Here is a 20,297-nt window from a genome sequence, read left to right as displayed (position 1 = left end):
GGTGCGCGGGGCGGTGCCTACGCGTTGTACTCGTCGGCCTTGTGCGGCTCGGCGCCCTGGACCATGCCGCTGAGGACCAGGGAGCGGTTGTCGAACCGCTCGGTGTTCACGCCGTGCTCCTTGAGGACGTTCAGCGCCGCGGCGTGCACCGCCCGCAGCACCGGGGTCGCGGCGCGCAGCGCGTCGTCGGCCATGAAGCGGTGGCGCCAGGGCTTGTCGGCCCAGACGTGGCGCAGGCCGAACGGCTCGGGGAGGGCGAGCTTGCCGCCGAGGAAGTCCAGCACCGGCGGGAACCACGTCAGCGGGGCGCGGGCGGCGAGCCGCACCACCTCCGACGGCTCGATCAGCGGCAGCGTCTGGGTCTTGGTCTCCCAGAACCGGACGACCTTGGCGACGTCCTTGGTCTTGGGCTCGGGCTTGCTGGTGAACAGGGAGTTGACCGGGCCGAGGGCGTAGCCGCTGACCTCGATGCGCAGCGTCTCGTGCAGCACGGTGACGGTGATCATCAGCGTGAGCACCAACTGGCCGTCCCACAGGACGAACTGGACGCCGAGGTAGTGGCGGTTGCCGGCGCCGAACTGCTGCTCGTTGCAGATCCGCTCTATCTCGTGGCCGCGGACCTCGTACCCGTCGACGTGGCTGCCGTCCGGGCGGGCGACGGCCTTGGCCTTCTCGCCCACCGGGGAGACGATCCAGTGGCGGACGGACGGCGGCTGCTGGAAGCCGCCGGTGTGCAGCGGGCTGCGCTCCAGCAGGCGCAGCCGGTCGTGGATCGCGCGGATGACGTCCCAGCTGCGGAACGGGTGGATGTCGGTGCCCTCCTGGGCGGGCCGGAGCTCCTCGGCCAGCTGCCAGCTGCCCCAGCGGGTGCCCATCCCGAGTATGCCCTTGGGGCCGGCGTAGAAGATGACGTTGCTGCGCTGCTCGGCGGAGACCTTGGCGAGGTTGTGCCGGAGGGTCTCGGCGGAGGTGTGGTCGGGGTTCTGCGGCACCGCCTCGGGGATCTTCGCGGCGACGCCGCCGCCCTCCAGCAGCCCCTTCCACGCCTCCCGCAGGGTCACCGCGGTCCGCTCGCAGATCTGCTTGGCCAGCCACCAGCCCACCATCGGGGCGATGACCATGCCGCGGGCGTACAGCGGCCAGAAGCCGGTGAACGGCAGCTTGACCATGAAGAACAGGCCGGCGCCGGCGAGCAGGGTCAGCATCGTGCCGCCCAGCAGGGAGATGCCGTTGCCCTCGCCGTCCTTGGAGAAGATCTTCCGGAGCTGGAAGGCGCCCAGCCAGAGCAGCACACCGGGCAGGAAGAGCAGCCCGCACACCACCATCAGGACCGTCAGCCGGGTGTCGCGCTGCTTGCGGATGCGGGTGGCCGACAGGCAGTGCTCGACGATCGTCTGCGGCTCGGTGCCGAAGGACTGGATCAGCGGTTTGCGGCCGCCGCCGAGCATCCGCACCTGCACCGCGCGGGAGAACGCCTCGCCGAGGTTGGGCGCGAACAGCGACAGTTTGGGCTTCTTGACCTCGGAGGTGCCGGAGTCGGAGTCCGCCTTGGAGATGTCGGTCAACGGGCTGTCGCGATAGGCGGCCGAGGCCAGGGCCTGGGTCGCCGCCGTCTGCCCGGCGCCCCCCGAGATGGGGACCTGCGCCCCCGGACTGAAGTCGAAGCCGTCCACCACTACCCGCCCCCATCACGCACGTATCCGCTGATGCGCTCTACCCGACTGCGCCGACGCGCACACCTGCCGGCCCGCCGTGCCCGCAGGTTGGCCCGGAACGCGCGGCGCGGCGGTGGAGTCCCAGCGTACCGCCGCCGCCCCGGCCCAAGTGGGCGGTCCGGGACGGCGGCTGACCGGCCGTTAACTAGGCGACGACCGCCTCCTGTTGGCGCACCTTGGCGGCGAGCTGGCCGGGCATCGGCTCGTGCCGCAGATAGCCGCGGCCGAAGCGGCCGGTGCCGTGCGAGAGCGAGCGCAGATCGACGGCGTAGCGGCCGATCTCGATCTCCGGCACCTCGGCGCGGACCAGGGTGCGGCCGGCGCCGGACTGCTCGGTGCCGACGACCCGTCCGCGGCGGCCGGAGAGGTCGCTGAGCACCGGGCCGACGTACTCGTCCGGCACCAGCACCTGCACGTCGGCGACCGGCTCCAGCAGGTCGACGGTGGTCTGCGCGGCGGCCTCCCGCAGGGCCAGCGCGCCCGCCGTCTGGAACGCGGCGTCCGAGGAGTCGACCGAGTGGGACTTGCCGTCGAGCAGGGTGACCCGGATGTCGACGAGCGGATACCCGGCGGCGATGCCGCGGGCGGCCTGGGCGCGGACGCCCTTCTCCACCGACGGGATGAACTGCCGGGGGACCGCGCCGCCGACGACCTTGTCGACGAACTCGATGCCGGAGCCGCCCGGCAGCGGCTCGACCTGGATCTCGCAGATCGCGAACTGGCCGTGGCCGCCGGACTGTTTGACGTGCCGGCCGCGGCCCGCGGCGGACCCGCCGAAGGTCTCCCGCAGCGCCACCTTGTGGTCGATGGTGTCGACCTGGACGCCGTAGCGGGAACGCAGCCGCTCCAGCGCCACGTCGGCGTGCGCCTCGCCCATGCACCACAGGACGACCTGGCGGGTGTCCTGGTTGTGCTCCAGGCGCATCGTGGGGTCCTCGGCGACCAGACGGGCCAGGCCCTGGGAGAGCTTGTCCTCGTCGGCCTTGCTGTGCGCCCGGATGGCGACCGGCAGCAGCGGGTCGGGCATCGCCCACGGCTCCATCAGCAGCGGGTCGTCCTTGGCGGACAGGGTGTCGCCGGTCTCGGCGCGGGTGAGCTTGGCCACGCAGGCCAGGTCGCCGGCGACGGCCCGGGGGAGCGGTCGCTGCTGCTTGCCGAAGGGCGCGGACAGCGCGCCGACCCGCTCGTCGACGTCGTGGTCCTCGTGACCGCGGTCCTCCAGGCCGTGGCCGGAGACGTGCACCGTCTCGTCGGGGCGCAGGGTGCCGGAGAAGACCCGGACCAGCGAGACCCGGCCGACGTACGGGTCGGAGGAGGTCTTGACCACCTCGGCGGCCAGCGGGCCCTCGGGGTCGCAGCTCAGGCTCTGCCGCGGCGAGCCGTCCGGGCCGGTCACCGCCGGCGCCTCACGCTCCGCCGGCGTCGGGAAACCGCCGGTGATCAGCTCCAGCAGCTCGACGGTGCCCAGCCCCTGCCGGGCGCCCCCGGTGGCCGGTGCGGCGGCCAGGACGGGGTGGAAGGAACCCCGGGAGACCGCGGTCTCCAGGTCGCCGACGAGCGTCTTGACGTCGATCTCCTCGCCCGCGAGATAGCGGTTCATGAGGGTCTCGTCCTCGCTCTCGGCGATGATCCCCTCGATGAGGCGGTTGCGGGCCGCCTCGATCAGCGGCAGCTCCTCGTCGGTGGGCGCGCGCTCGGTGCGCTCCCCGGAGGAGTAGTCGAAGACCCGCTGGGTGAGCAGGCCGATCAGGCCCTCGACGGGGGCGTGGCCGTCGGCGCCCGGGGTGCCGTACAGAGGGAGGTAGAGGGGCAGGACGGCGTCCACGTCGTCGCCCCCGAAGGTCACCGCGCAGCGCCGGGTCATCTCGTCGAAGTCGGCGCGGGCGGCCTCCAGGTGCGTCACCACCAGGGCGCGCGGCATGCCCACGGCCGCGCACTCGTCCCACACCATCCGGGTCGCGCCGGCCACGCCGTCCGCCGCCGAGACGACGAAAAGGGCCGCGTCCGCCGCGCGCAGACCGGCCCTGAGTTCCCCGACGAAATCCGCGTATCCGGGGGTGTCCAACAGATTGATCTTGATTCCGCCCCAGTCGACCGGGACGAGGGAGAGCTGTACGGAGCGTTGCTGCCGGTGCTCGATCTCGTCGTAGTCGGACAGGCTGCCGCCGTCCTCGACCCGGCCGGCCCGGTTGACCGCGCCGGATGCCAGCGCGAGCGCCTCGACCAGGGTCGTCTTTCCCGCTCCGCTGTGGCCGACCAGCACCACATTGCGCAGGTCCGCGGGCCGGTCGGCCGCCGGTGCCCTTCCGGCGGCTCCTGGGTTCGTACTCGACTTCTCGCTCATGTGTCTCGCCTCCAGGTCGACACTTTGCGGTGTTTCGAGCTTTCCACCGGGTTCATGATGCGTCCATACGTGGCGCGTCCGCCTCCCGCCGCCTGCGATCCGGCCGGACGCGCCGCGGGGCCCCGGGATGCACCCCGCGCCGCGATGCGTTCGCGGTGCCCCGTGGCCGCCTGGCTACGATGGGCCAGCCGGTGGCCCCTTGACCGCGCGGCCCGTATCGACCAACCGGGAAGGTCATGCTGAACAAGTACGCGCGTGCTTTCTTCACGCGTGTTCTCACACCGTTCGCCGCCCTGCTCATCCGTCTCGGGGTCAGCCCGGACGCGGTCACCCTCGTCGGGACCGGCGGTGTGGTGGCCGGCGCCCTGGTCTTCTACCCCCGGGGCGAGTTCTTCTGGGGCACGGTCGTCATCACGCTGTTCGTCTTCTCCGACCTGGTCGACGGCAACATGGCGCGGCAGCTGGGGCGGTCCAGCCGGTGGGGCGCTTTCCTGGACTCCACCCTCGACCGGGTCGCGGACTCGGCGATCTTCGGCGGGCTGGCCCTGTGGTACGCCGGGCGCGGCGACAGCCTGGCGCTCTGCGCGGTCGCGATCTTCTGCCTCGCCAGCGGCCAGGTCGTCTCGTACACCAAGGCGCGCGGCGAGGCCATCGGGCTGCCGGTGGCCGTCAACGGCCTGGTGGAGCGGGCCGAGCGGCTGGTCATCTCGCTGGTCGCCTGCGGGCTCTCCGGGCTGCACGCGTTCGGCGTGCCGGGCGTCCAGGTCCTGCTGCCGATCGCCCTGTGGGTGGTCGCCGTCGGCAGTGCCGTCACCCTCGGCCAGCGCGTGGTGACGGTCCGCCGGGAGTCGGCCGAGGCCGACGCCCTCGCACAAGGGGGGAACGGCTGATGGGCAGCCGCACACCGATCGACGTCGACAAGCTCACCGACGGCCTGTACGGCCTGGGCTGGAGCACCGTCAAGCGACTGCCCGAAGGCGTCGCGGTGCAGCTCGGCCGCCGGCTCGCGGACCTCGCCTGGCGGCGCCGCGGCAAGGGCGTCCAGCGCCTGGAGAGCAACCTCGCCCGGGTCGTCCCGGACGCCTCCCCGCAGCGGCTGGCGGCGCTCTCCCGGGCCGGGATGCGCTCCTACATGCGGTACTGGATGGAGTCCTTCCGGCTGCCGGTGTGGAGCCCGGAGCGGATAAAGGCCGGTTTCACACCCCAGGACGTGCACCACCTGGAGGACGGCCTCAAGAGCGGCCGCGGGGTGATCCTGGCCCTGCCCCACATGGGCAACTACGACCTGGCCGGTGTCTGGGTCACCACCAAGCTCGGCGTCCCGTTCACCACCGTCGCCGAGCGCCTGAAGCCGGAGTCCCTCTACGACCGGTTCGTCGCCTACCGCGAGGGCCTGGGCATGGAGGTGCTGCCGCACACCGGCGGCGCCGCGTTCGGCACGCTGGCCCGGCGGCTGCGCGCCGGCGGCCTGGTCTGCCTGGTCGCCGACCGCGACCTGTCCAGCTCCGGGCTGCCGGTGAAGTTCTTCGGCGAGGCCGCGAAGATGCCGGCCGGACCCGCGATGCTGGCCCTCCAGACCGGCGCGATGCTGCTGCCGGTCACCCTCTGGTACGACGACACCCCCATCATGCGCGGCCGGGTCCACCCGGAGATCGAGGTGCCGCAGACCGGCACCCGTACCGAGAAGGCCGCCCACATGACCCAGGACCTCGCCGACGCCTTCGCCTCCGGCATCGCCGACCACCCCGCGGACTGGCACATGCTCCAGCGGCTGTGGCTCGCCGACCTGGAGCCGCGCGGCGACGCCCCCGGAACGGAGCCCGCGTGAAGATCGGCATCGTCTGCCCGTACGCCTGGGACGTCCCCGGCGGCGTGCAGTTCCACATCCGAGATCTGGCCGAGCACCTGATCCGGCTCGGCCACGACGTCTCCGTCCTGGCCCCCGCCGACGACGAGACCCCGCTGCCGCCCTACGTCGTCCCGGCCGGCCGCGCCGTCCCCGTGCCCTACAACGGCTCGGTCGCCCGCCTGAACTTCGGCTTCCTCTCGGCCGCCCGGGTCCGCCGCTGGCTGCAGAACGGCGCCTTCGACGTCATCCACATCCACGAGCCCGCCTCGCCCTCCCTGGGCCTGCTCGCCTGCTGGGCGGCGCAGGGCCCGATCGTGGCCACCTTCCACACCTCCAACCCGCGCTCCCGCGCCATGATCGCCGCGTACCCGATCCTCCAGCCCGCCCTGGAGAAGATCAGCGCCCGGATCGCGGTCAGCGAGTACGCCCGCCGCACCCTGGTCGAGCACCTCGGCGGCGACGCGGTGGTGATCCCCAACGGCGTGGACGTCGACTTCTTCGCCCGGGCCGAGCCCGAGCCCGCGTGGCAGGGCCGCACCATCGGCTTCATCGGCCGGATCGACGAGCCCCGCAAGGGCCTGCCGATCCTGATGAAGGCGCTGCCCGCGATCCTCGCCGCGGTCCCCGACGCCCGGCTGCTGGTCGCCGGCCGCGGCGACCAGGACGAGGCGGTCGCCGGCCTGCCCGCCGAACTGCGCTCCCGGGTCGAGTTCCTCGGCATGGTCTCCGACGAGGACAAGGCGCGGCTGCTGCGCAGCGTGGACGTCTATGTCGCGCCCAACACCGGTGGCGAGTCCTTCGGCATCATCCTCGTGGAGGCGATGTCCGCCGGCGCGCCCGTACTGGCCAGCGATCTCGACGCGTTCGCCCAGGTCCTGGACCAGGGCGAGGCCGGCGAACTCTTCACCAACGAGAACGCGGACGCGCTCGCCGCCACCGCGATCCGCCTCCTGAACGCCCCCGACCGGCTGGCCGAACTCGGCGAACGCGGCGCCAAGCACGTACGTCGCTTCGACTGGTCGACGGTCGGCGCGGACATCCTCGCCGTCTACGAGACCGTGGCGGCCGGCGCCTCGGCCGTCGCGACGGACGAGCGGGTGGGGGTACGGGGGCGTCGGTGGCTGGCGAAGGGCTAAGCCCGAAGGGCAGCCCTTCCCACGTTGTCGGCTTTCCCGCCGTAGGGGTTCGCCTTTCTTGCGCCTGGCGGCGCTTCGCCCTTGCGCCTGCGGCGCATTGATTGTGTTGCCGGTCCGCTGCGCGGGGCCGGTCCGCTGCGCGGGGCGTTTCCGGCCCGCTTCGCGGGCGTTGCCGGTCCGCTGCGCGGGGCTGTTGGGTGCGGTGCCGGGCCGGAGGGGGTGGTGTGTCGGACTGCTGCGCTTTACGTCCGACACACCACCCCCTCCGGCCCGTCCCCTCCCGTGAGTGGTCATAAGACGGTGGGTAGGGGCTGAGCAGGCTGGTCCGCCAACGGTCGCTTGTCGAGGGCTGACGGTCACTCGTTGAGGGACGGCCGCCCATCAGTCCAGAGCCCGCAGGAGCCCGGCAACCGTTGCCCCGTCTATGGGTTTTCATGACCCACAACGGGAGGGGACGGGTCGGAGGGGCAGGGGGTGTGTCCGGACGTAAAGCGCAGCAGTCCGGACACACCCCCTGCCCCGGAGGCCCGTCACCGCACCCAACAGCCCCGCGCAGCGGACCAACAACGCCCGCGAAGCGGGCCGGAACAGCCCCCGCGCAGCGGACCGGCAACGCGCCGCCAGGCGCAAGCAAGGCGAACCCCTACGGCGGGAAAGCCGACAACGTGGGGGGCACCCCGCCGGAGGCGATAGCGTGACCGGCCGTGAGCACGTTTATTTGGATCGCTGCCGCGATCGTCCTCGTCGGCGTCTACCTGAGTTGGACGGCCGGTCGGCTCGACCGTCTGCATGCGCGGATCGACGCCGCGCGGGCCGCGTTGGACGCGCAGTTGTTGCGGCGGGCCTCGGTGGCGCAGGAGGTGGGGACCTCCGGGGTGCTCGATCCGGCGGCGTCGATCGTGCTCTACCAGGCCGCGCACGAGGCCCGGCAGGCTGCGGAGGACCACCGGGAGGTCGCGGAGAGCGAGTTGAGCCAGGCGCTCCGGGCCGTCTTCGAGGACGAGGAGCAGCTGGAGGCGGTGCGGGAGGCGCCGGGCGGGGAGCGCACGGTCGTGGAGCTGACGGCGGCGGTGCGCCGGGTGCCGATGGCGCGCCGGTTCCACAACGACGCGGTACGGGCCGCGCGGGCGGTGCGCCGCCACCGGCTGGTGCGCTATCTGCGGCTGGCCGGGCACGCGCCGTTCCCGATGGCCTTCGAGATGGACGACGAGCCGCCGGCCGTCCTGGACGACCGCTCGGCGGGGAACTGAGCGACCACAAGGCGGAAGCGGAACGTCCGGATTCCGAGATGATCGGTGTCGCAAGCCACCGGCCTCCAATTGGCCCTTTTCGCGAGGTACCGGCCAACGGTTGTGTGGGCGCCGAAGCGCAACCACCCGCACTGAGTGAGGTCAACGTGTCCAGCACGCCCACCACGCCCCAGACCCCCGAGACCGGAACCGCGCGCGTCAAGCGCGGTATGGCCGAGCAGCTCAAGGGCGGCGTGATCATGGACGTCGTCACGCCGGAAGAGGCGAAGATCGCCGAGGACGCCGGTGCCGTCGCCGTCATGGCCCTGGAGCGGGTCCCGGCCGACATCCGCAAGGACGGCGGCGTGGCCCGGATGTCCGACCCGGACATGATCGACGGCATCATCAACGCCGTCTCCATCCCGGTCATGGCGAAGTCGCGGATCGGCCACTTCGTCGAGGCGCAGGTGCTCCAGTCGCTCGGCGTGGACTACATCGACGAGTCCGAGGTCCTCACCCCGGCCGACGAGGTCAACCACTCCGACAAGTGGGCCTTCACCACCCCGTTCGTATGTGGTGCCACCAACCTGGGCGAGGCCTTGCGCCGTATCGCCGAGGGCGCCGCGATGATCCGCTCCAAGGGCGAGGCCGGCACCGGCAACGTCGTCGAGGCGGTCCGTCACCTGCGCCAGATCAAGGGCGAGATCGCCAAGCTGCGCGGCTGCGACCACAACGAGCTGTTCGCCGCCGCCAAGGAGCTGCGCGCCCCCTACGAGCTGGTCAAGGAGGTCGCCGAGCTGGGCAAGCTGCCCGTCGTGCTGTTCTCCGCCGGCGGTGTGGCCACCCCGGCCGACGCCGCGCTGATGCGTCAGCTCGGCGCCGAGGGCGTCTTCGTCGGCTCCGGCATCTTCAAGTCCGGCGACCCGGCCAAGCGCGCCGCCGCGATCGTGAAGGCCACCACCTTCTACGACGACCCGAAGGTCATCGCGGACGTCTCCCGCAACCTTGGCGAGGCCATGGTCGGCATCAACTGCGACACCCTCCCCGAGGCCGAGCGCTACGCCAACCGCGGCTGGTAAGGATCCGGAAACTGATGAGCACCACACCCACGATCGGTGTGCTGGCGCTCCAGGGCGACGTCCGCGAGCACCTCAAGGCGCTCGCGGACGCCGGCGCCCGGGGGCTGCCGGTCCGTCGCCCCGAGGAGCTCGCCGAGGTCGACGGCCTGGTGATACCGGGCGGCGAGTCCACCACCATGTCCAAGCTGGCGGTCGTGTTCGGCATGCTGGAGCCGCTGCGCGCGTTCGTCCGGGCGGGGCGGCCGGTCTACGGCACCTGCGCCGGCATGATCATGGTCGCCGACAAGCTGCTGGACGCCCGGGAGGACCAGGAGACGCTCGGCGGCATCGACATGATCGTGCGCCGCAACGCCTTCGGGCGGCAGAACGAGTCCTTCGAGGCGGCCGTCGAGGTCGCCGGGATCGACGGCGGGCCGGTGGAGGGCGTCTTCATCCGGGCCCCCTGGGTCGAGTCGGTCGGCGCCTCCGCGGACGTCCTGGCGACGTACGGTGGGCATACGGTGGCGGTGCGGCAGGGTAACGTCCTGGCCACGTCGTTCCATCCGGAGCTGACCGGCGATCACCGTATCCACGCGTTCTTCGTGGACATGGTGCGTGCGGGGGCCTGACGAGATCCCGGTAGGATCTGGGGCGATCGTTTCTGAAATGGGTTACGCGAAGGAGACAGGCGGATGTCCGGCCACTCTAAATGGGCTACGACGAAGCACAAGAAGGCCGTGATCGATGCCAAGCGCGGCAAGCTCTTCGCGAAGCTGATCAAGAACATCGAGGTCGCGGCGCGGATGGGCGGCGTCGATCTGGAAGGCAACCCGACGCTGTACGACGCCGTCCAGAAGGCGAAGAAGCAGTCGGTTCCGAACAAGAACATCGACTCCGCGATCAAGCGCGGTGGCGGTCTCGAAGCAGGCGGCGCCGACTACGAGACGATCATGTATGAGGGCTACGGCCCCAACGGCGTCGCCGTCCTGATCGAGTGCCTCACCGACAACCGCAACCGCGCCGCCTCCGACGTCCGCGTCGCGATGACCCGCAACGGCGGTTCGATGGCCGACCCGGGCTCGGTGTCCTACCTCTTCAACCGCAAGGGCGTGGTGATCGTCCCCAAGGGCGAGCTGAGCGAGGACGACGTCCTGGGCGCGGTCCTGGACGCCGGTGCCGAGGAGGTCAACGACCTCGGTGAGTCCTTCGAGGTGCTCAGCGAGGCCACCGACCTGGTGGCGGTGCGCACCGCGCTCCAGGAGGCCGGCATCGACTACGACTCGGCCGAGGCCAACTTCGTCCCGACCATGCAGGTCGAGCTGGAGGAAGAGGGCGCGCGCAAGATCTTCAAGCTGATCGACGCCCTGGAGGACAGCGACGACGTGCAGAACGTCTTCGCCAACTTCGACGTGTCCGACGACGTCATGGCCAAGGTCGACGCCTGACGGTCGCGGGCTTACCGGTCGCACGACGGGCCGGCGGGGACACACCCCGCCGGCCCGTCGGTTTGTCAGTGGCAGCCACTAACCTGCGGAACGTAAGGAACAGACGACCGAACGACGGCGAGGGGCGGGCCCGATGAAGGTGCTGGGGGTGGACCCGGGGCTGACGCGGTGCGGGGTCGGCGTGGTGGACGGGGTCGCGGGACGGCCGCTGACCATGGTCGGCGTCGGCGTCGTGCGCACGCCGGCGGACGCGGACGTCGCACACCGTCTGGTGCTCATCGAGCGCGGCATAGAGGAGTGGCTCGACACCCACCGCCCCGAATACGTCGCCGTGGAGCGGGTCTTCAGCCAGCACAACGTCCGTACGGTCATGGGCACCGCACAGGCCAGCGCGGTCGCCATGCTGTGCGCCGCCCGCCGCGGGCTGCCGGTCGCGCTGCACACCCCCAGCGAGGTCAAGGCCGCGGTCACCGGCTCCGGCCGGGCCGACAAGGCGCAGGTCGGCGCGATGGTCACCCGCCTGCTGCGGCTCGCCGCGCCGCCCAAGCCGGCCGACGCCGCCGACGCCCTCGCCCTGGCCATCTGTCACATCTGGCGCTCCCCCGCGGTCAACCGCCTCCAGCAGGCGCAGGCCGCGGCCCGCCGTACCTCCGTCCCCGCTCGCACGCCGAAGGGCACCCGATGATCGCCTTTGTCTCCGGCCCGGTCGCGGCCCTCGCACCGGACGCCGCCGTCGTCGAGGTCGGCGGTGTCGGCATGGCCGTCCAGTGCACGCCGAACACCCTCTCCGGCCTCCGCCTCGGCGAGCGCACCAAGCTCGCCACCTCCCTCGTGGTGCGCGAGGACTCCCTCACCCTCTACGGCTTCGCCGACGACGACGAGCGGCAGACCTTCGAGCTGCTGCAGACCGCCAGCGGCGTCGGCCCCCGGCTCGCCCAGGCGATGCTCGCGGTGCACTCGCCGGACGCGCTGCGGCTCGCGGTGTCCACGGGGGACGAGAAGGCGCTGACGGCCGTCCCGGGCATCGGCAAGAAGGGCGCGCAGAAGCTGCTGCTGGAGCTCAAGGACCGGCTCGGCGCGCCGGTCGGCGGTGCCCGTCCGCCCGCCGGGGCATCGGCGCCGGCCGGCTGGCGCGATCAGCTGCAGGCCGCGCTGGTCGGCCTGGGCTATGCCGCGAGGGAGGCCGACGAGGCGGTCGCCGCGGTGGCGCCGCAGGCCGAGGCGGCCGCCGCCGAGGGCGGCACGCCGCAGGTGCCGCAGCTGCTCAAGGCGGCCCTCCGGACCCTCAACCGGGCCCGATGACCCACGCGCCCCGGCGCCCCCGACCGTACGACCACGTAGGCGGCCCGGCCGCCCCGACCCCGCGAGGCATTCCGCAGTGAACTGGGACGACACCGCACCGTCCGCCGCCGAGGAGACCGCCGGCGCCCCGGCCGACCGGCTGGTGGCGGCCGACGCCGACGGCGAGGAGAACGCCGTCGAGGCCGCGCTGCGGCCCAAGGACCTGGACGAGTTCGTCGGCCAGGAGCGGGTCCGCGAGCAGCTCGACCTGGTGCTGAAGGCCGCCCGGGCCCGCGGCGCCACCGCCGACCATGTCCTGTTGTCCGGCGCGCCCGGTCTCGGCAAGACCACCCTCTCCATGATCATCGCGGCCGAGATGGGCGCCCCGATCCGGATCACCTCAGGGCCCGCCATCCAGCACGCCGGCGATCTGGCGGCGATCCTCTCCTCCCTCCAGGAGGGCGAGGTCCTCTTCCTCGACGAGATCCACCGGATGTCCCGGCCGGCCGAGGAGATGCTCTACATGGCGATGGAGGACTTCCGCGTCGACGTGATCGTCGGCAAGGGGCCCGGCGCCACCGCCATCCCGCTGGAGCTCCCGCCGTTCACGCTGGTCGGGGCCACGACCCGGGCGGGCCTGCTGCCGCCGCCGCTGCGCGACCGGTTCGGTTTCACCGGCCACATGGAGTTCTACGCCCCGGCCGAGCTCCAGCGCGTGATCCACCGCTCCGCCGGCCTGCTCGACGTGGCGATAGAGCCCGACGGCGCGGCCGAGATCGCCGGCCGCTCCCGTGGCACGCCCCGGATCGCCAACCGCCTGCTGCGCCGGGTCCGCGACTACGCCCAGGTCAAGGCCGACGGCGTGATCACCCGCGAGATCGCCGCACAGGCCCTGGGGGTCTACGAGGTCGACGCCCGCGGCCTGGACCGGCTCGACCGCGCGGTGCTCACCGCCCTGCTCAAGCTGTTCGGCGGCGGACCGGTGGGGCTGTCCACCCTGGCCGTCGCGGTGGGGGAGGAGCGCGAGACGGTCGAGGAGGTCGCCGAGCCGTTCCTGGTGCGGGAGGGCCTGCTCGCCCGCACGCCGCGTGGCCGGATCGCGACGCCTGCGGCCTGGGCGCACATGGAGCTGGTACCGCCGCAGGCCGTGGGCGGAGGCAGCCAGGCGGGCCTGTTCGAGGCGTGACGGCGCGGAGACTCGCCCGGTCAGGAACTGCGGTGCGATGCTGGGCGTTGTTCCTGTGGTGCGGACTCGCTTAGACTCCGCCGATGCCGTCCGTAGGGCCGGCATACCCACCCCCGCTATACGAGACCGCCGACAGCAGCGGTCGTGCGAAGGATTTCCGTCCCGTGCCCAATATCGTGACTCTCCTCCCCTTCATCGTCCTCATCGGGGCCATGTTCCTGATGACGCGGTCCGCCAAGAAGAAGCAGCAGGCGGCCCAGCAGATGCGCAATGAGATGCAGCCCGGCACCGGCGTCCGGACGATCGGCGGCATGTACGCCACCGTGAAGGAAATCCACGAGGACACCGTCCTCCTGGAGGTCGCTCCCGGTGTGCACGCCATCTACGCGAAGAACGCCATCGGCGCGGTGCTCGCGGACGAGGAGTACAACCGCATTCTGGACGGTGCCGACCCGGTCGTCTCCGAGGACCGCCCGGTCGTTCCGGACGACGTCTCGTCGCTGACCGGTGACGAGGCCGACAAGGCCACCGAAAAGGGTGACAAGGCCGGCACGATCGACCTGGGCAAGGCCGAGGCCGGCGAGGGCGCCGAGCCCACCGCCGAGAAGGCCGACAAGGCCGAGGACGACCAGGCCGGCAAGGCCGACAAGCCGGCGGCCGACGAGGCCGAGGCCGCCAAGGACGGCAAGAAGACCGGCGAGGCCGACGCGAAGTAGTCCGTTCCGCGGTGGGGACCGCGGCGCGCCCCCGATCGGGCGCACCGCGGTCCCCGGACGGTCTAGGCTCCGGCGGGGGCACGTCCCCACAAGACTTCGTGGCCGCTCGGCAGACATCCCAGGCCGAGGGGTTGGACAGGGAGAAACGACAAGGTGGCAGCACCGAAGAAGGGCCGCAGGGCGCCCGCGAACCAAGGGCATCCGGGGCGCACCCTGATCCTGGTCCTGATCGCGATGGCGGCGCTGGTCGGAGGCATGTTCTACTCCGGCACACTGACCCCACGACTGGGCATCGACCTCGCGGGCGGCACCAGCTTCACGCTGGCCGCGCAGAACCAGCCGGGCAAGCCCAACGCGATCAACGAGACCAACATGAACACCGCCGCCGGCATCATGGAGCGGCGGGTCAACGGTCTGGGTGTATCCGAGTCCGAGGTCCAGACGCAGGGCAGCAACCACATCATCGTGAACATCCCCAAGGGGACGGACGCGAAGCAGGCCCGCCAGCAGGTCGGTACCACCGCCCAGCTCGCGTTCCGGCCGGTGCTGACCACCGCCGCGGGTGCCAAGACCCCCGAGCCCAAGCCCAGCCCCTCCGCGAGCGGCAAGGCCGGCGAGAAGGCCACCGGCGGCAAGGGCTCCCAGCAGAGCGCCGCGCCGACCCCGAGCGCCAGCCCCACCACCAAGGGCCGCGCGGTCACCGATGCGCTGAAGAAACCGTCCGCCCCGCCGTCCGCCTCCGCCTCGGACAAGCCCTCGGCGCAGCAGACGCCGCCGGTCCCCGGTGGCGCGGACATCCCGCCCGCCCTGCAGAAGCAGTTCGCGGCACTGGACTGCTCCACCAAGGCGGGCCGTGCCCAGGCCGGTGAGCAGGCCGCCGGCGCCAAGCCCACCGATCCGGTCGTGGCCTGCAAGGACGACGGCGCCCAGAAGTACGTGCTCGGCCCGGTCGGCGTCGAGGGCACCGACGTCAAGGACGCCAAGGCGGTCTTCGACAGCCAGCAGGGCCAGGGCTGGATCGTCCAGATGGACTTCACCTCCGACGGCGGCAAGAAGTTCGCGGACGTCACCGGCAAGCTCGCCGCCAAGGCGCCGCCGCAGAACCAGTTCGCGATCGTGCTGGACGGCGCGGTGGTCTCCGACCCGCGCGTCAGCGAGCGGCTCAACGGCGGCAACGCCACGATCTCCGGCGGCTTCACCCAGCAGTCCGCCGAGGACCTCGGCAACATGCTGTCCTACGGCGCCCTGCCGCTCTCGTTCAAGATCGACGACGAGACCACGGTCACCGCGGCGCTCGGCGGCGAGCAGCTGCACGCCGGTCTGATCGCCGGCGCCATCGGCCTCGCGCTGGTCGTCGTCTACCTCGTCGCCTACTACCGCGGGCTGGCGCTGGTCGCGCTGGCGAGCCTCGGGGTCTCGGCGATCCTGACGTACACGATCATGACGTTGCTCGGTCCGGCCATCGGGTTCGCGCTGAACCTGCCGGCGGTCTGCGGCGCCATCGTCGCGATCGGTATCACCGCAGACTCGTTCATCGTCTACTTCGAGCGCATCCGGGACGAGATCCGCGAGGGCCGCACCCTGCGCCCGGCCGTCGAGCGCGGCTGGCCGCGGGCCCGGCGCACGATCCTGGTCTCCGACTTCGTGTCGTTCCTGGCCGCGGCGGTGCTGTTCACCGTCACCGTCGGCAAGGTGCAGGGCTTCGCGTTCACGCTGGGCCTGACCACCCTGCTCGACGTGGTCGTGGTCTTCCTCTTCACCAAGCCGCTGATGACGCTGCTGGCCCGGCGGAAGTTCTTCGCCGAGGGCCACCCGTGGTCCGGGCTCGATCCCAAGCGCCTGGGCGCCCGGCCGCCGCTGCGGCGCCGTCGCACCGCCCCCACCCAGACGAAGGAGGCGTGAGATGTCCAAGCTCGGCAACCTCGGCGCCCGGCTCTACCGCGGTGAGGTCGGCTACGACTTCATCGGCAAGCGGAAGATCTGGTACGGCATCTCGATCCTCATCACCATCACGGCCATCGTCGGCCTGGCGGTGCGGGGCCTGAACTTCGGCATCGAGTTCTCCGGCGGCGCGGTCTTCACCACCCCGAAGACCTCGGTCTCCACCTCGGAGGCCCAGCACCACGCCGAGTCGGCCGCACCCGGCCACCAGGCCATGGTGCAGAAGCTCGGCAACGGCACGCTGCGCGTCCAGATCAGCGGTCTGGACACCAAGCAGGCGCTGCCCGTCCAGGAGGAGATCGCCAAGGACCTCAAGGTCCCGGCCAAGGACGTCAACACCCAGCTGGTCGGCCCGAGTTGGGGCGAGCAGATCGCCGACAAGGCGTGGCTGGGCCTGGGGATCTTCATGGTCCTGGTGGTGCTCTATCTCGCCGTGGCCTTCGAGTGGCGGATGGCGGTCGCCGCACTGGTGGCGCTGATCCACGACCTGACGATCACCGTCGGTGTCTACGCCCTGATCGGCTTCGAGGTCACCCCGGGCACGGTCATCGGCCTGCTGACGATCCTCGGTTACTCGCTCTACGACACCGTCGTCGTCTTCGACAGCCTGAAGGAAGCCTCCAAGGACATCACCAAGCAGTCCCGCTTCACCTACAGCGAGATCGCCAACCGCAGCATCAACGGCACCCTGGTGCGCTCGATCAACACCACGGTCGTGGCGCTGCTGCCGGTCGCCGGTCTGCTCTTCGTCGGCGGCGGCGTGCTGGGCGCGGGCATGCTCAACGACATCTCGCTGGCCCTGTTCGTCGGTCTGGCCGCCGGTGCCTACTCCTCGATCTTCATCGCGACGCCGCTGGTCGCCGACCTGAAGAACGGTGAGCCGCAGATGAAGGCGCTGGCCAAGCGGGTCGCCGCCAAGCGGGCCTCGGCCGCAGCCAAGGAGGCGGCCCGCCAGGAGGAGACCGCGGAGTCGGAGGGCCCGGACGACGAGGCCGAGGGCGCCGCCGTCGTCGGCCCGCGCCCCCAGCCCGCGGCCCGCAACCGCGGCCGCGGACGCACCCCCGGGAAGCGCCGATGAGCACCTCCACCGAACTGCGCGAGCTGCTCCTCAGCCGGATCTCGGACGTCCCGGACTACCCGCAGCCGGGCGTGATGTTCAAGGACATCACCCCGCTGCTCGCCGACCCGGCCGCGTTCCGCGCGCTGACCGGCGCCTTCGTCGACCTGTGCGAGCGCTTCCGGGCGGACAAGGTCGTGGGCCTGGAGGCCCGCGGCTTCATCCTCGCCGCACCGGTCGCGGTGGCCGCCGGTATCGGCTTCGTCCCGGTCCGCAAGGCCGGCAAGCTGCCCGGCGCCACGCTCGGCCAGGCGTACGAGCTGGAGTACGGCAGCGCCGAGATCGAGATGCACGCCGACGCGCTGGCGCCCGGCGACCGGGTCCTGGTGATCGACGACGTGCTGGCCACCGGCGGCACCGCGGACGCCTCGCTACAGCTCATCCGGCGGGCCGGCGGCGAGGTGGCCGGCCTGGCGGTGCTGCTGGAGCTGGGCTTCCTGGACGGCCGGCAGCGGCTGGAGGCGGGCCTGAAGGGCGCTCCGCTGGAGGCCCTGATCACGGTCTGAGTCCGCCGCCGGCCTCGTCCGGCACTTCTGGCGACGGCGGGGGCATCCGGAACATTCCGGGTGCCCCCACCGCTGTGTCATGTACGGACCCCTGGCCGCGCGGCAGTCATGGCCATGGGCTCGATACCATGGCACCCCGGCCGCTTCGAGGCCCTGGGGTCCGTACCCGCATGAGGAGTGCCCTTGCCAGACGAGGCCCAGCCGCTCTCCCCCGGACCGCGTCCGACGGGAACCCCCGCCGTGCGTCCGGACGAGCCGAAGCCGCAGCCCGCGGCTTCCCCCGACGCGTCGAAGCCCGAGCGGCAGGGCGCGGCCGACGGCACCGCCGCGCCCACCGCGCCCCAGGCCCCCGCCGGCCGGTCCCGCCCGGCCCCCGTGCCGCAGTCGCCGGCCAAGCCGCTGCCGACCGCCCCGGGCGGCCGCTCCGGCTCGCCGAACCGCGTCCGGGCCCGGCTGGCCCGTCTGGGCGTCCAGCGCTCCAGCCCGTACAACCCCGTCCTGGAGCCGCTGCTGCGGGCCGTCCGCAGCAACGACCCCAAGATCGAGACCGCCACGCTGCGCCAGGTCGAGCGGGCCTACCAGGTCGCCGAGCGCTGGCACCGCGGCCAGAAGCGCAAGAGCGGCGACCCGTACATCACCCACCCGCTCGCGGTCACCACCATCCTCGCCGAGCTGGGCATGGACCCGGCGACGCTGATGGCCGGGCTGCTGCACGACACCGTCGAGGACACCGAGTACGGCCTCGACACCCTGCGCCGGGACTTCGGCGACCAGGTCGCGCTGCTGGTCGACGGCGTCACCAAGCTGGACAAGGTCAAGTTCGGCGAGGCCGCGCAGGCCGAGACGGTCCGCAAGATGGTCGTCGCCATGGCCAAGGACCCGCGCGTCCTGGTCATCAAGCTCGCCGACCGGCTCCACAACATGCGCACCATGCGCTACCTCAAGCGGGAGAAGCAGGAGAAGAAGGCCCGCGAGACCCTGGAGATCTACGCCCCGCTGGCGCACCGGCTGGGCATGAACACCATCAAGTGGGAGCTGGAGGACCTCGCCTTCGCGATCCTCTACCCCAAGATGTACGACGAGATCGTCCGGCTGGTCGCCGAGCGCGCGCCCAAACGCGACGAGTACCTCGCGATAGTGACCGACGAGGTCCAGGCCGATCTGCGGGCCGCCCGCATCAAGGCCACCGTCACCGGGCGCCCCAAGCACTACTACAGCGTCTACCAGAAGATGATCGTGCGCGGCCGCGACTTCGCCGAGATCTACGACCTGGTGGGCATCCGCGTCCTCGTTGACACCGTCCGGGACTGCTACGCGGCCCTGGGCACCATCCACGCGCGGTGGAATCCGGTCCCCGGCCGGTTCAAGGACTACATCGCGATGCCCAAGTTCAACATGTACCAGTCGCTGCACACGACGGTGATCGGCCCCAACGGCAAGCCCGTTGAGCTCCAGATCCGCACCTTCGACATGCACCGGCGCGCCGAGTACGGCATCGCCGCGCACTGGAAGTACAAGCAGGAGGCGGTCGCCGGCGCCTCCAAGGTGCGCACCGACGCGCCCAAGGGCACCGGCAAGGGCGCCGGCCAGGACACCGTCAACGACATGGCCTGGCTGCGGCAGTTGCTGGACTGGCAGAAGGAGACCGAGGACCCGGGCGAGTTCCTGGAGTCGCTGCGCTTCGACCTCTCCCGCAACGAGGTCTTCGTCTTCACGCCGAAGGGCGACGTGATAGCGCTGCCGGCCGGTGCCACCCCGGTCGACTTCGCCTACGCGGTGCACACCGAGGTCGGCCACCGCACCATAGGGGCGCGGGTCAACGGCCGCCTCGTCCCGCTCGAATCGACGCTGGACAACGGCGACTTGGTGGAGGTCTTCACCTCCAAGGCGCCCGGCGCGGGCCCGTCCCGCGACTGGCTGAGCTTCGTGAAGTCGCCGCGCGCCCGCAACAAGATCCGCGCATGGTTCTCCAAGGAGCGCCGCGACGAGGCCATCGAGCAGGGCAAGGACGCCATCGCCCGCGCGATGCGCAAGCAGAACCTCCCGATCCAGCGGATCCTGACCGGCGACTCCCTGGTCACCCTCGCGCACGAGATGCGCTACCCGGACATCTCCTCGCTCTACGCCGCCATCGGCGAGGGCCATGTCGCCGCGCAGGGCGTCGTCCAGAAGCTGGTGCAGGCGCTCGGCGGGCAGGACGAAGCCACCGAGGACATCGCCGAGTCGACGCCGATCCGGCCGCGCTCCAAGCGCCGCTCCAGCGCCGACCCGGGCGTGGTCGTCAAGGGCGTGGACGATGTGTGGGTCAAGCTGGCCCGCTGCTGTACGCCGGTGCCGGGCGACCCCATCATCGGCTTCGTCACCCGCGGCAGCGGCGTCTCGGTGCACCGCGCCGACTGCGTCAACGTGGACTCGCTCTCCCGGCAGCCGGAGCGGATCCTGGAGGTCGAGTGGGCGCCGACCCAGTCGTCGGTCTTCCTCGTCGCGATCCAGGTGGAGGCGCTGGACCGGTCCCGGCTGCTGTCGGACGTCACCCGGGTCCTCTCCGACCAGCACGTCAACATCCTCTCCGCGGCCGTGCAGACCTCCCGCGACCGGGTCGCCACCTCCCGCTTCACCTTCGAGATGGGCGATCCCAAGCACCTGGGCCATGTCCTCAAGGCGGTCCGGGGCGTGGAAGGGGTCTACGACGTCTACCGCGTGACCTCGGCCCGCCGGCCCTGAGCGCACCGGCACACGGGAACACACGCATACGGCCCGCCGGGAAAACCCGG

Annotated in this window: 17 protein-coding genes; 15 read left to right on the top strand and 2 right to left on the bottom strand. The window is 71.8% G+C overall.

The features are described from left to right. Positions 1 to 17 precede the first annotated feature (17 nt). Both K2224_RS23430 and K2224_RS23425 read right to left on the bottom strand, forming a co-directional pair. Positions 18 to 1,676, bottom strand: coding sequence for a hypothetical protein (locus K2224_RS23430; protein ID WP_221908480.1), 1,659 nt, complete (start codon positions 1,674 to 1,676; stop codon positions 18 to 20). Between the two features lie 184 nt (positions 1,677 to 1,860). Then, the gene (locus tag K2224_RS23425) at positions 1,861 to 4,059 is read right to left on the bottom strand and encodes an elongation factor G-like protein EF-G2 (protein ID WP_221908479.1); all 2,199 of its coding nucleotides are present in this window, start codon (positions 4,057 to 4,059) and stop codon (positions 1,861 to 1,863) included. Positions 4,060 to 4,295: 236 nt separating this feature from the next. Between K2224_RS23425 and pgsA the strand changes: the two genes are divergently transcribed. From pgsA to K2224_RS23350, 15 genes are all read left to right on the top strand, one after another. Next, on the top strand, positions 4,296 to 4,949 hold the full coding sequence (gene pgsA / locus K2224_RS23420) for a phosphatidylinositol phosphate synthase (protein ID WP_221908478.1): 654 nt from the start codon (positions 4,296 to 4,298) through the stop codon (positions 4,947 to 4,949). Next, positions 4,949 to 5,887 (top strand): phosphatidylinositol mannoside acyltransferase, encoded by a 939-nt coding sequence (locus K2224_RS23415; RefSeq protein ID WP_221908477.1) that lies wholly within the window; start codon positions 4,949 to 4,951, stop codon positions 5,885 to 5,887. Before pgsA ends, K2224_RS23415 begins: the two co-directional genes overlap by 1 nt. After that, positions 5,884 to 7,044, top strand: coding sequence for a glycosyltransferase family 4 protein (locus K2224_RS23410; RefSeq protein WP_221908476.1), 1,161 nt, complete (start codon positions 5,884 to 5,886; stop codon positions 7,042 to 7,044). Before K2224_RS23415 ends, K2224_RS23410 begins: the two co-directional genes overlap by 4 nt. A 704-nt stretch (positions 7,045 to 7,748) precedes the next feature. After that, positions 7,749 to 8,294 carry a hypothetical protein gene (locus K2224_RS23405; RefSeq protein ID WP_221908475.1) on the top strand — a complete coding sequence of 182 codons (546 nt, stop codon included), beginning with the start codon at positions 7,749 to 7,751 and terminating at the stop codon, positions 8,292 to 8,294. 146 nt (positions 8,295 to 8,440) lie between these two features. Continuing rightward, positions 8,441 to 9,352 carry a pyridoxal 5'-phosphate synthase lyase subunit PdxS gene (pdxS, locus tag K2224_RS23400; protein WP_018539801.1) on the top strand — a complete coding sequence of 304 codons (912 nt, stop codon included), beginning with the start codon at positions 8,441 to 8,443 and terminating at the stop codon, positions 9,350 to 9,352. Positions 9,353 to 9,366: 14 nt separating this feature from the next. After that, positions 9,367 to 9,960, top strand: a complete 594-nt coding sequence (pdxT, locus tag K2224_RS23395; RefSeq protein WP_221908474.1) for a pyridoxal 5'-phosphate synthase glutaminase subunit PdxT — start codon at positions 9,367 to 9,369, stop codon at positions 9,958 to 9,960. Between the two features lie 63 nt (positions 9,961 to 10,023). Further along, complete coding sequence (locus tag K2224_RS23390) at positions 10,024 to 10,776, top strand: YebC/PmpR family DNA-binding transcriptional regulator (protein WP_221908473.1); 753 nt, start codon at positions 10,024 to 10,026, stop codon at positions 10,774 to 10,776. A 133-nt stretch (positions 10,777 to 10,909) separates the two neighbouring features. Next, positions 10,910 to 11,461: a crossover junction endodeoxyribonuclease RuvC gene (ruvC, locus tag K2224_RS23385; RefSeq protein WP_221908472.1), complete on the top strand. Its 552-nt coding sequence runs from the start codon at positions 10,910 to 10,912 to the stop codon at positions 11,459 to 11,461. After that, entirely contained in the window at positions 11,458 to 12,078 is a 621-nt protein-coding gene (gene ruvA / locus K2224_RS23380; RefSeq protein ID WP_221908471.1) for a Holliday junction branch migration protein RuvA, read from the top strand. The genes ruvC and ruvA overlap by 4 nt, the downstream gene beginning before the upstream one ends. Positions 12,079 to 12,154: 76 nt before the next feature. Then, positions 12,155 to 13,243, top strand: coding sequence for a Holliday junction branch migration DNA helicase RuvB (gene ruvB, locus K2224_RS23375; RefSeq protein ID WP_221908470.1), 1,089 nt, complete (start codon positions 12,155 to 12,157; stop codon positions 13,241 to 13,243). Positions 13,244 to 13,455: 212 nt separating this feature from the next. Next, the gene (yajC, locus tag K2224_RS23370) at positions 13,456 to 13,959 is read left to right on the top strand and encodes a preprotein translocase subunit YajC (RefSeq protein ID WP_398199433.1); all 504 of its coding nucleotides are present in this window, start codon (positions 13,456 to 13,458) and stop codon (positions 13,957 to 13,959) included. Between the two features lie 153 nt (positions 13,960 to 14,112). Continuing rightward, on the top strand, positions 14,113 to 15,861 hold the full coding sequence (secD, locus tag K2224_RS23365) for a protein translocase subunit SecD (RefSeq protein ID WP_221908468.1): 1,749 nt from the start codon (positions 14,113 to 14,115) through the stop codon (positions 15,859 to 15,861). A gap of 1 nt (position 15,862) precedes the next feature. Further along, complete coding sequence (gene secF / locus K2224_RS23360; protein WP_221908467.1) at positions 15,863 to 16,978, top strand: protein translocase subunit SecF; 1,116 nt, start codon at positions 15,863 to 15,865, stop codon at positions 16,976 to 16,978. Then, entirely contained in the window at positions 16,975 to 17,523 is a 549-nt protein-coding gene (locus tag K2224_RS23355) for an adenine phosphoribosyltransferase (RefSeq protein WP_221908466.1), read from the top strand. Before secF ends, K2224_RS23355 begins: the two co-directional genes overlap by 4 nt. Positions 17,524 to 17,706: 183 nt before the next feature. After that, positions 17,707 to 20,247 carry a bifunctional (p)ppGpp synthetase/guanosine-3',5'-bis(diphosphate) 3'-pyrophosphohydrolase gene (locus K2224_RS23350; RefSeq protein WP_221908465.1) on the top strand — a complete coding sequence of 847 codons (2,541 nt, stop codon included), beginning with the start codon at positions 17,707 to 17,709 and terminating at the stop codon, positions 20,245 to 20,247. Positions 20,248 to 20,297: the final 50 nt, after the last annotated feature.

Source organism: Streptomyces sp. BHT-5-2, assembly GCF_019774615.1.
Lineage (GTDB): Bacteria > Actinomycetota > Actinomycetes > Streptomycetales > Streptomycetaceae > Streptomyces.
This window is presented reverse-complemented; position numbering and strand designations above follow the sequence as displayed.

What these genes read in the sequence shown, in the direction of transcription:
- secF (WP_221908467.1), top strand. Translation starts at nt 15,863, where the DNA reads ATGTCCAAGCTCGGCAACCTCGGCGCCCGGCTCTACCGCGGTGAGGTC.
- ruvC (WP_221908472.1), top strand. Translation starts at nt 10,910, where the DNA reads ATGAAGGTGCTGGGGGTGGACCCGGGGCTGACGCGGTGCGGGGTCGGC.
- K2224_RS23415 (WP_221908477.1), top strand. Translation starts at nt 4,949, where the DNA reads ATGGGCAGCCGCACACCGATCGACGTCGACAAGCTCACCGACGGCCTG.
- K2224_RS23390 (WP_221908473.1), top strand. Translation starts at nt 10,024, where the DNA reads ATGTCCGGCCACTCTAAATGGGCTACGACGAAGCACAAGAAGGCCGTG.
- ruvA (WP_221908471.1), top strand. Translation starts at nt 11,458, where the DNA reads ATGATCGCCTTTGTCTCCGGCCCGGTCGCGGCCCTCGCACCGGACGCC.
- K2224_RS23355 (WP_221908466.1), top strand. Translation starts at nt 16,975, where the DNA reads ATGAGCACCTCCACCGAACTGCGCGAGCTGCTCCTCAGCCGGATCTCG.
- pdxT (WP_221908474.1), top strand. Translation starts at nt 9,367, where the DNA reads ATGAGCACCACACCCACGATCGGTGTGCTGGCGCTCCAGGGCGACGTC.
- K2224_RS23425 (WP_221908479.1), bottom strand. Translation starts at nt 4,059, where the DNA reads ATGAGCGAGAAGTCGAGTACGAACCCAGGAGCCGCCGGAAGGGCACCG.
- pgsA (WP_221908478.1), top strand. Translation starts at nt 4,296, where the DNA reads ATGCTGAACAAGTACGCGCGTGCTTTCTTCACGCGTGTTCTCACACCG.
- yajC (WP_398199433.1), top strand. Translation starts at nt 13,456, where the DNA reads ATGTTCCTGATGACGCGGTCCGCCAAGAAGAAGCAGCAGGCGGCCCAG.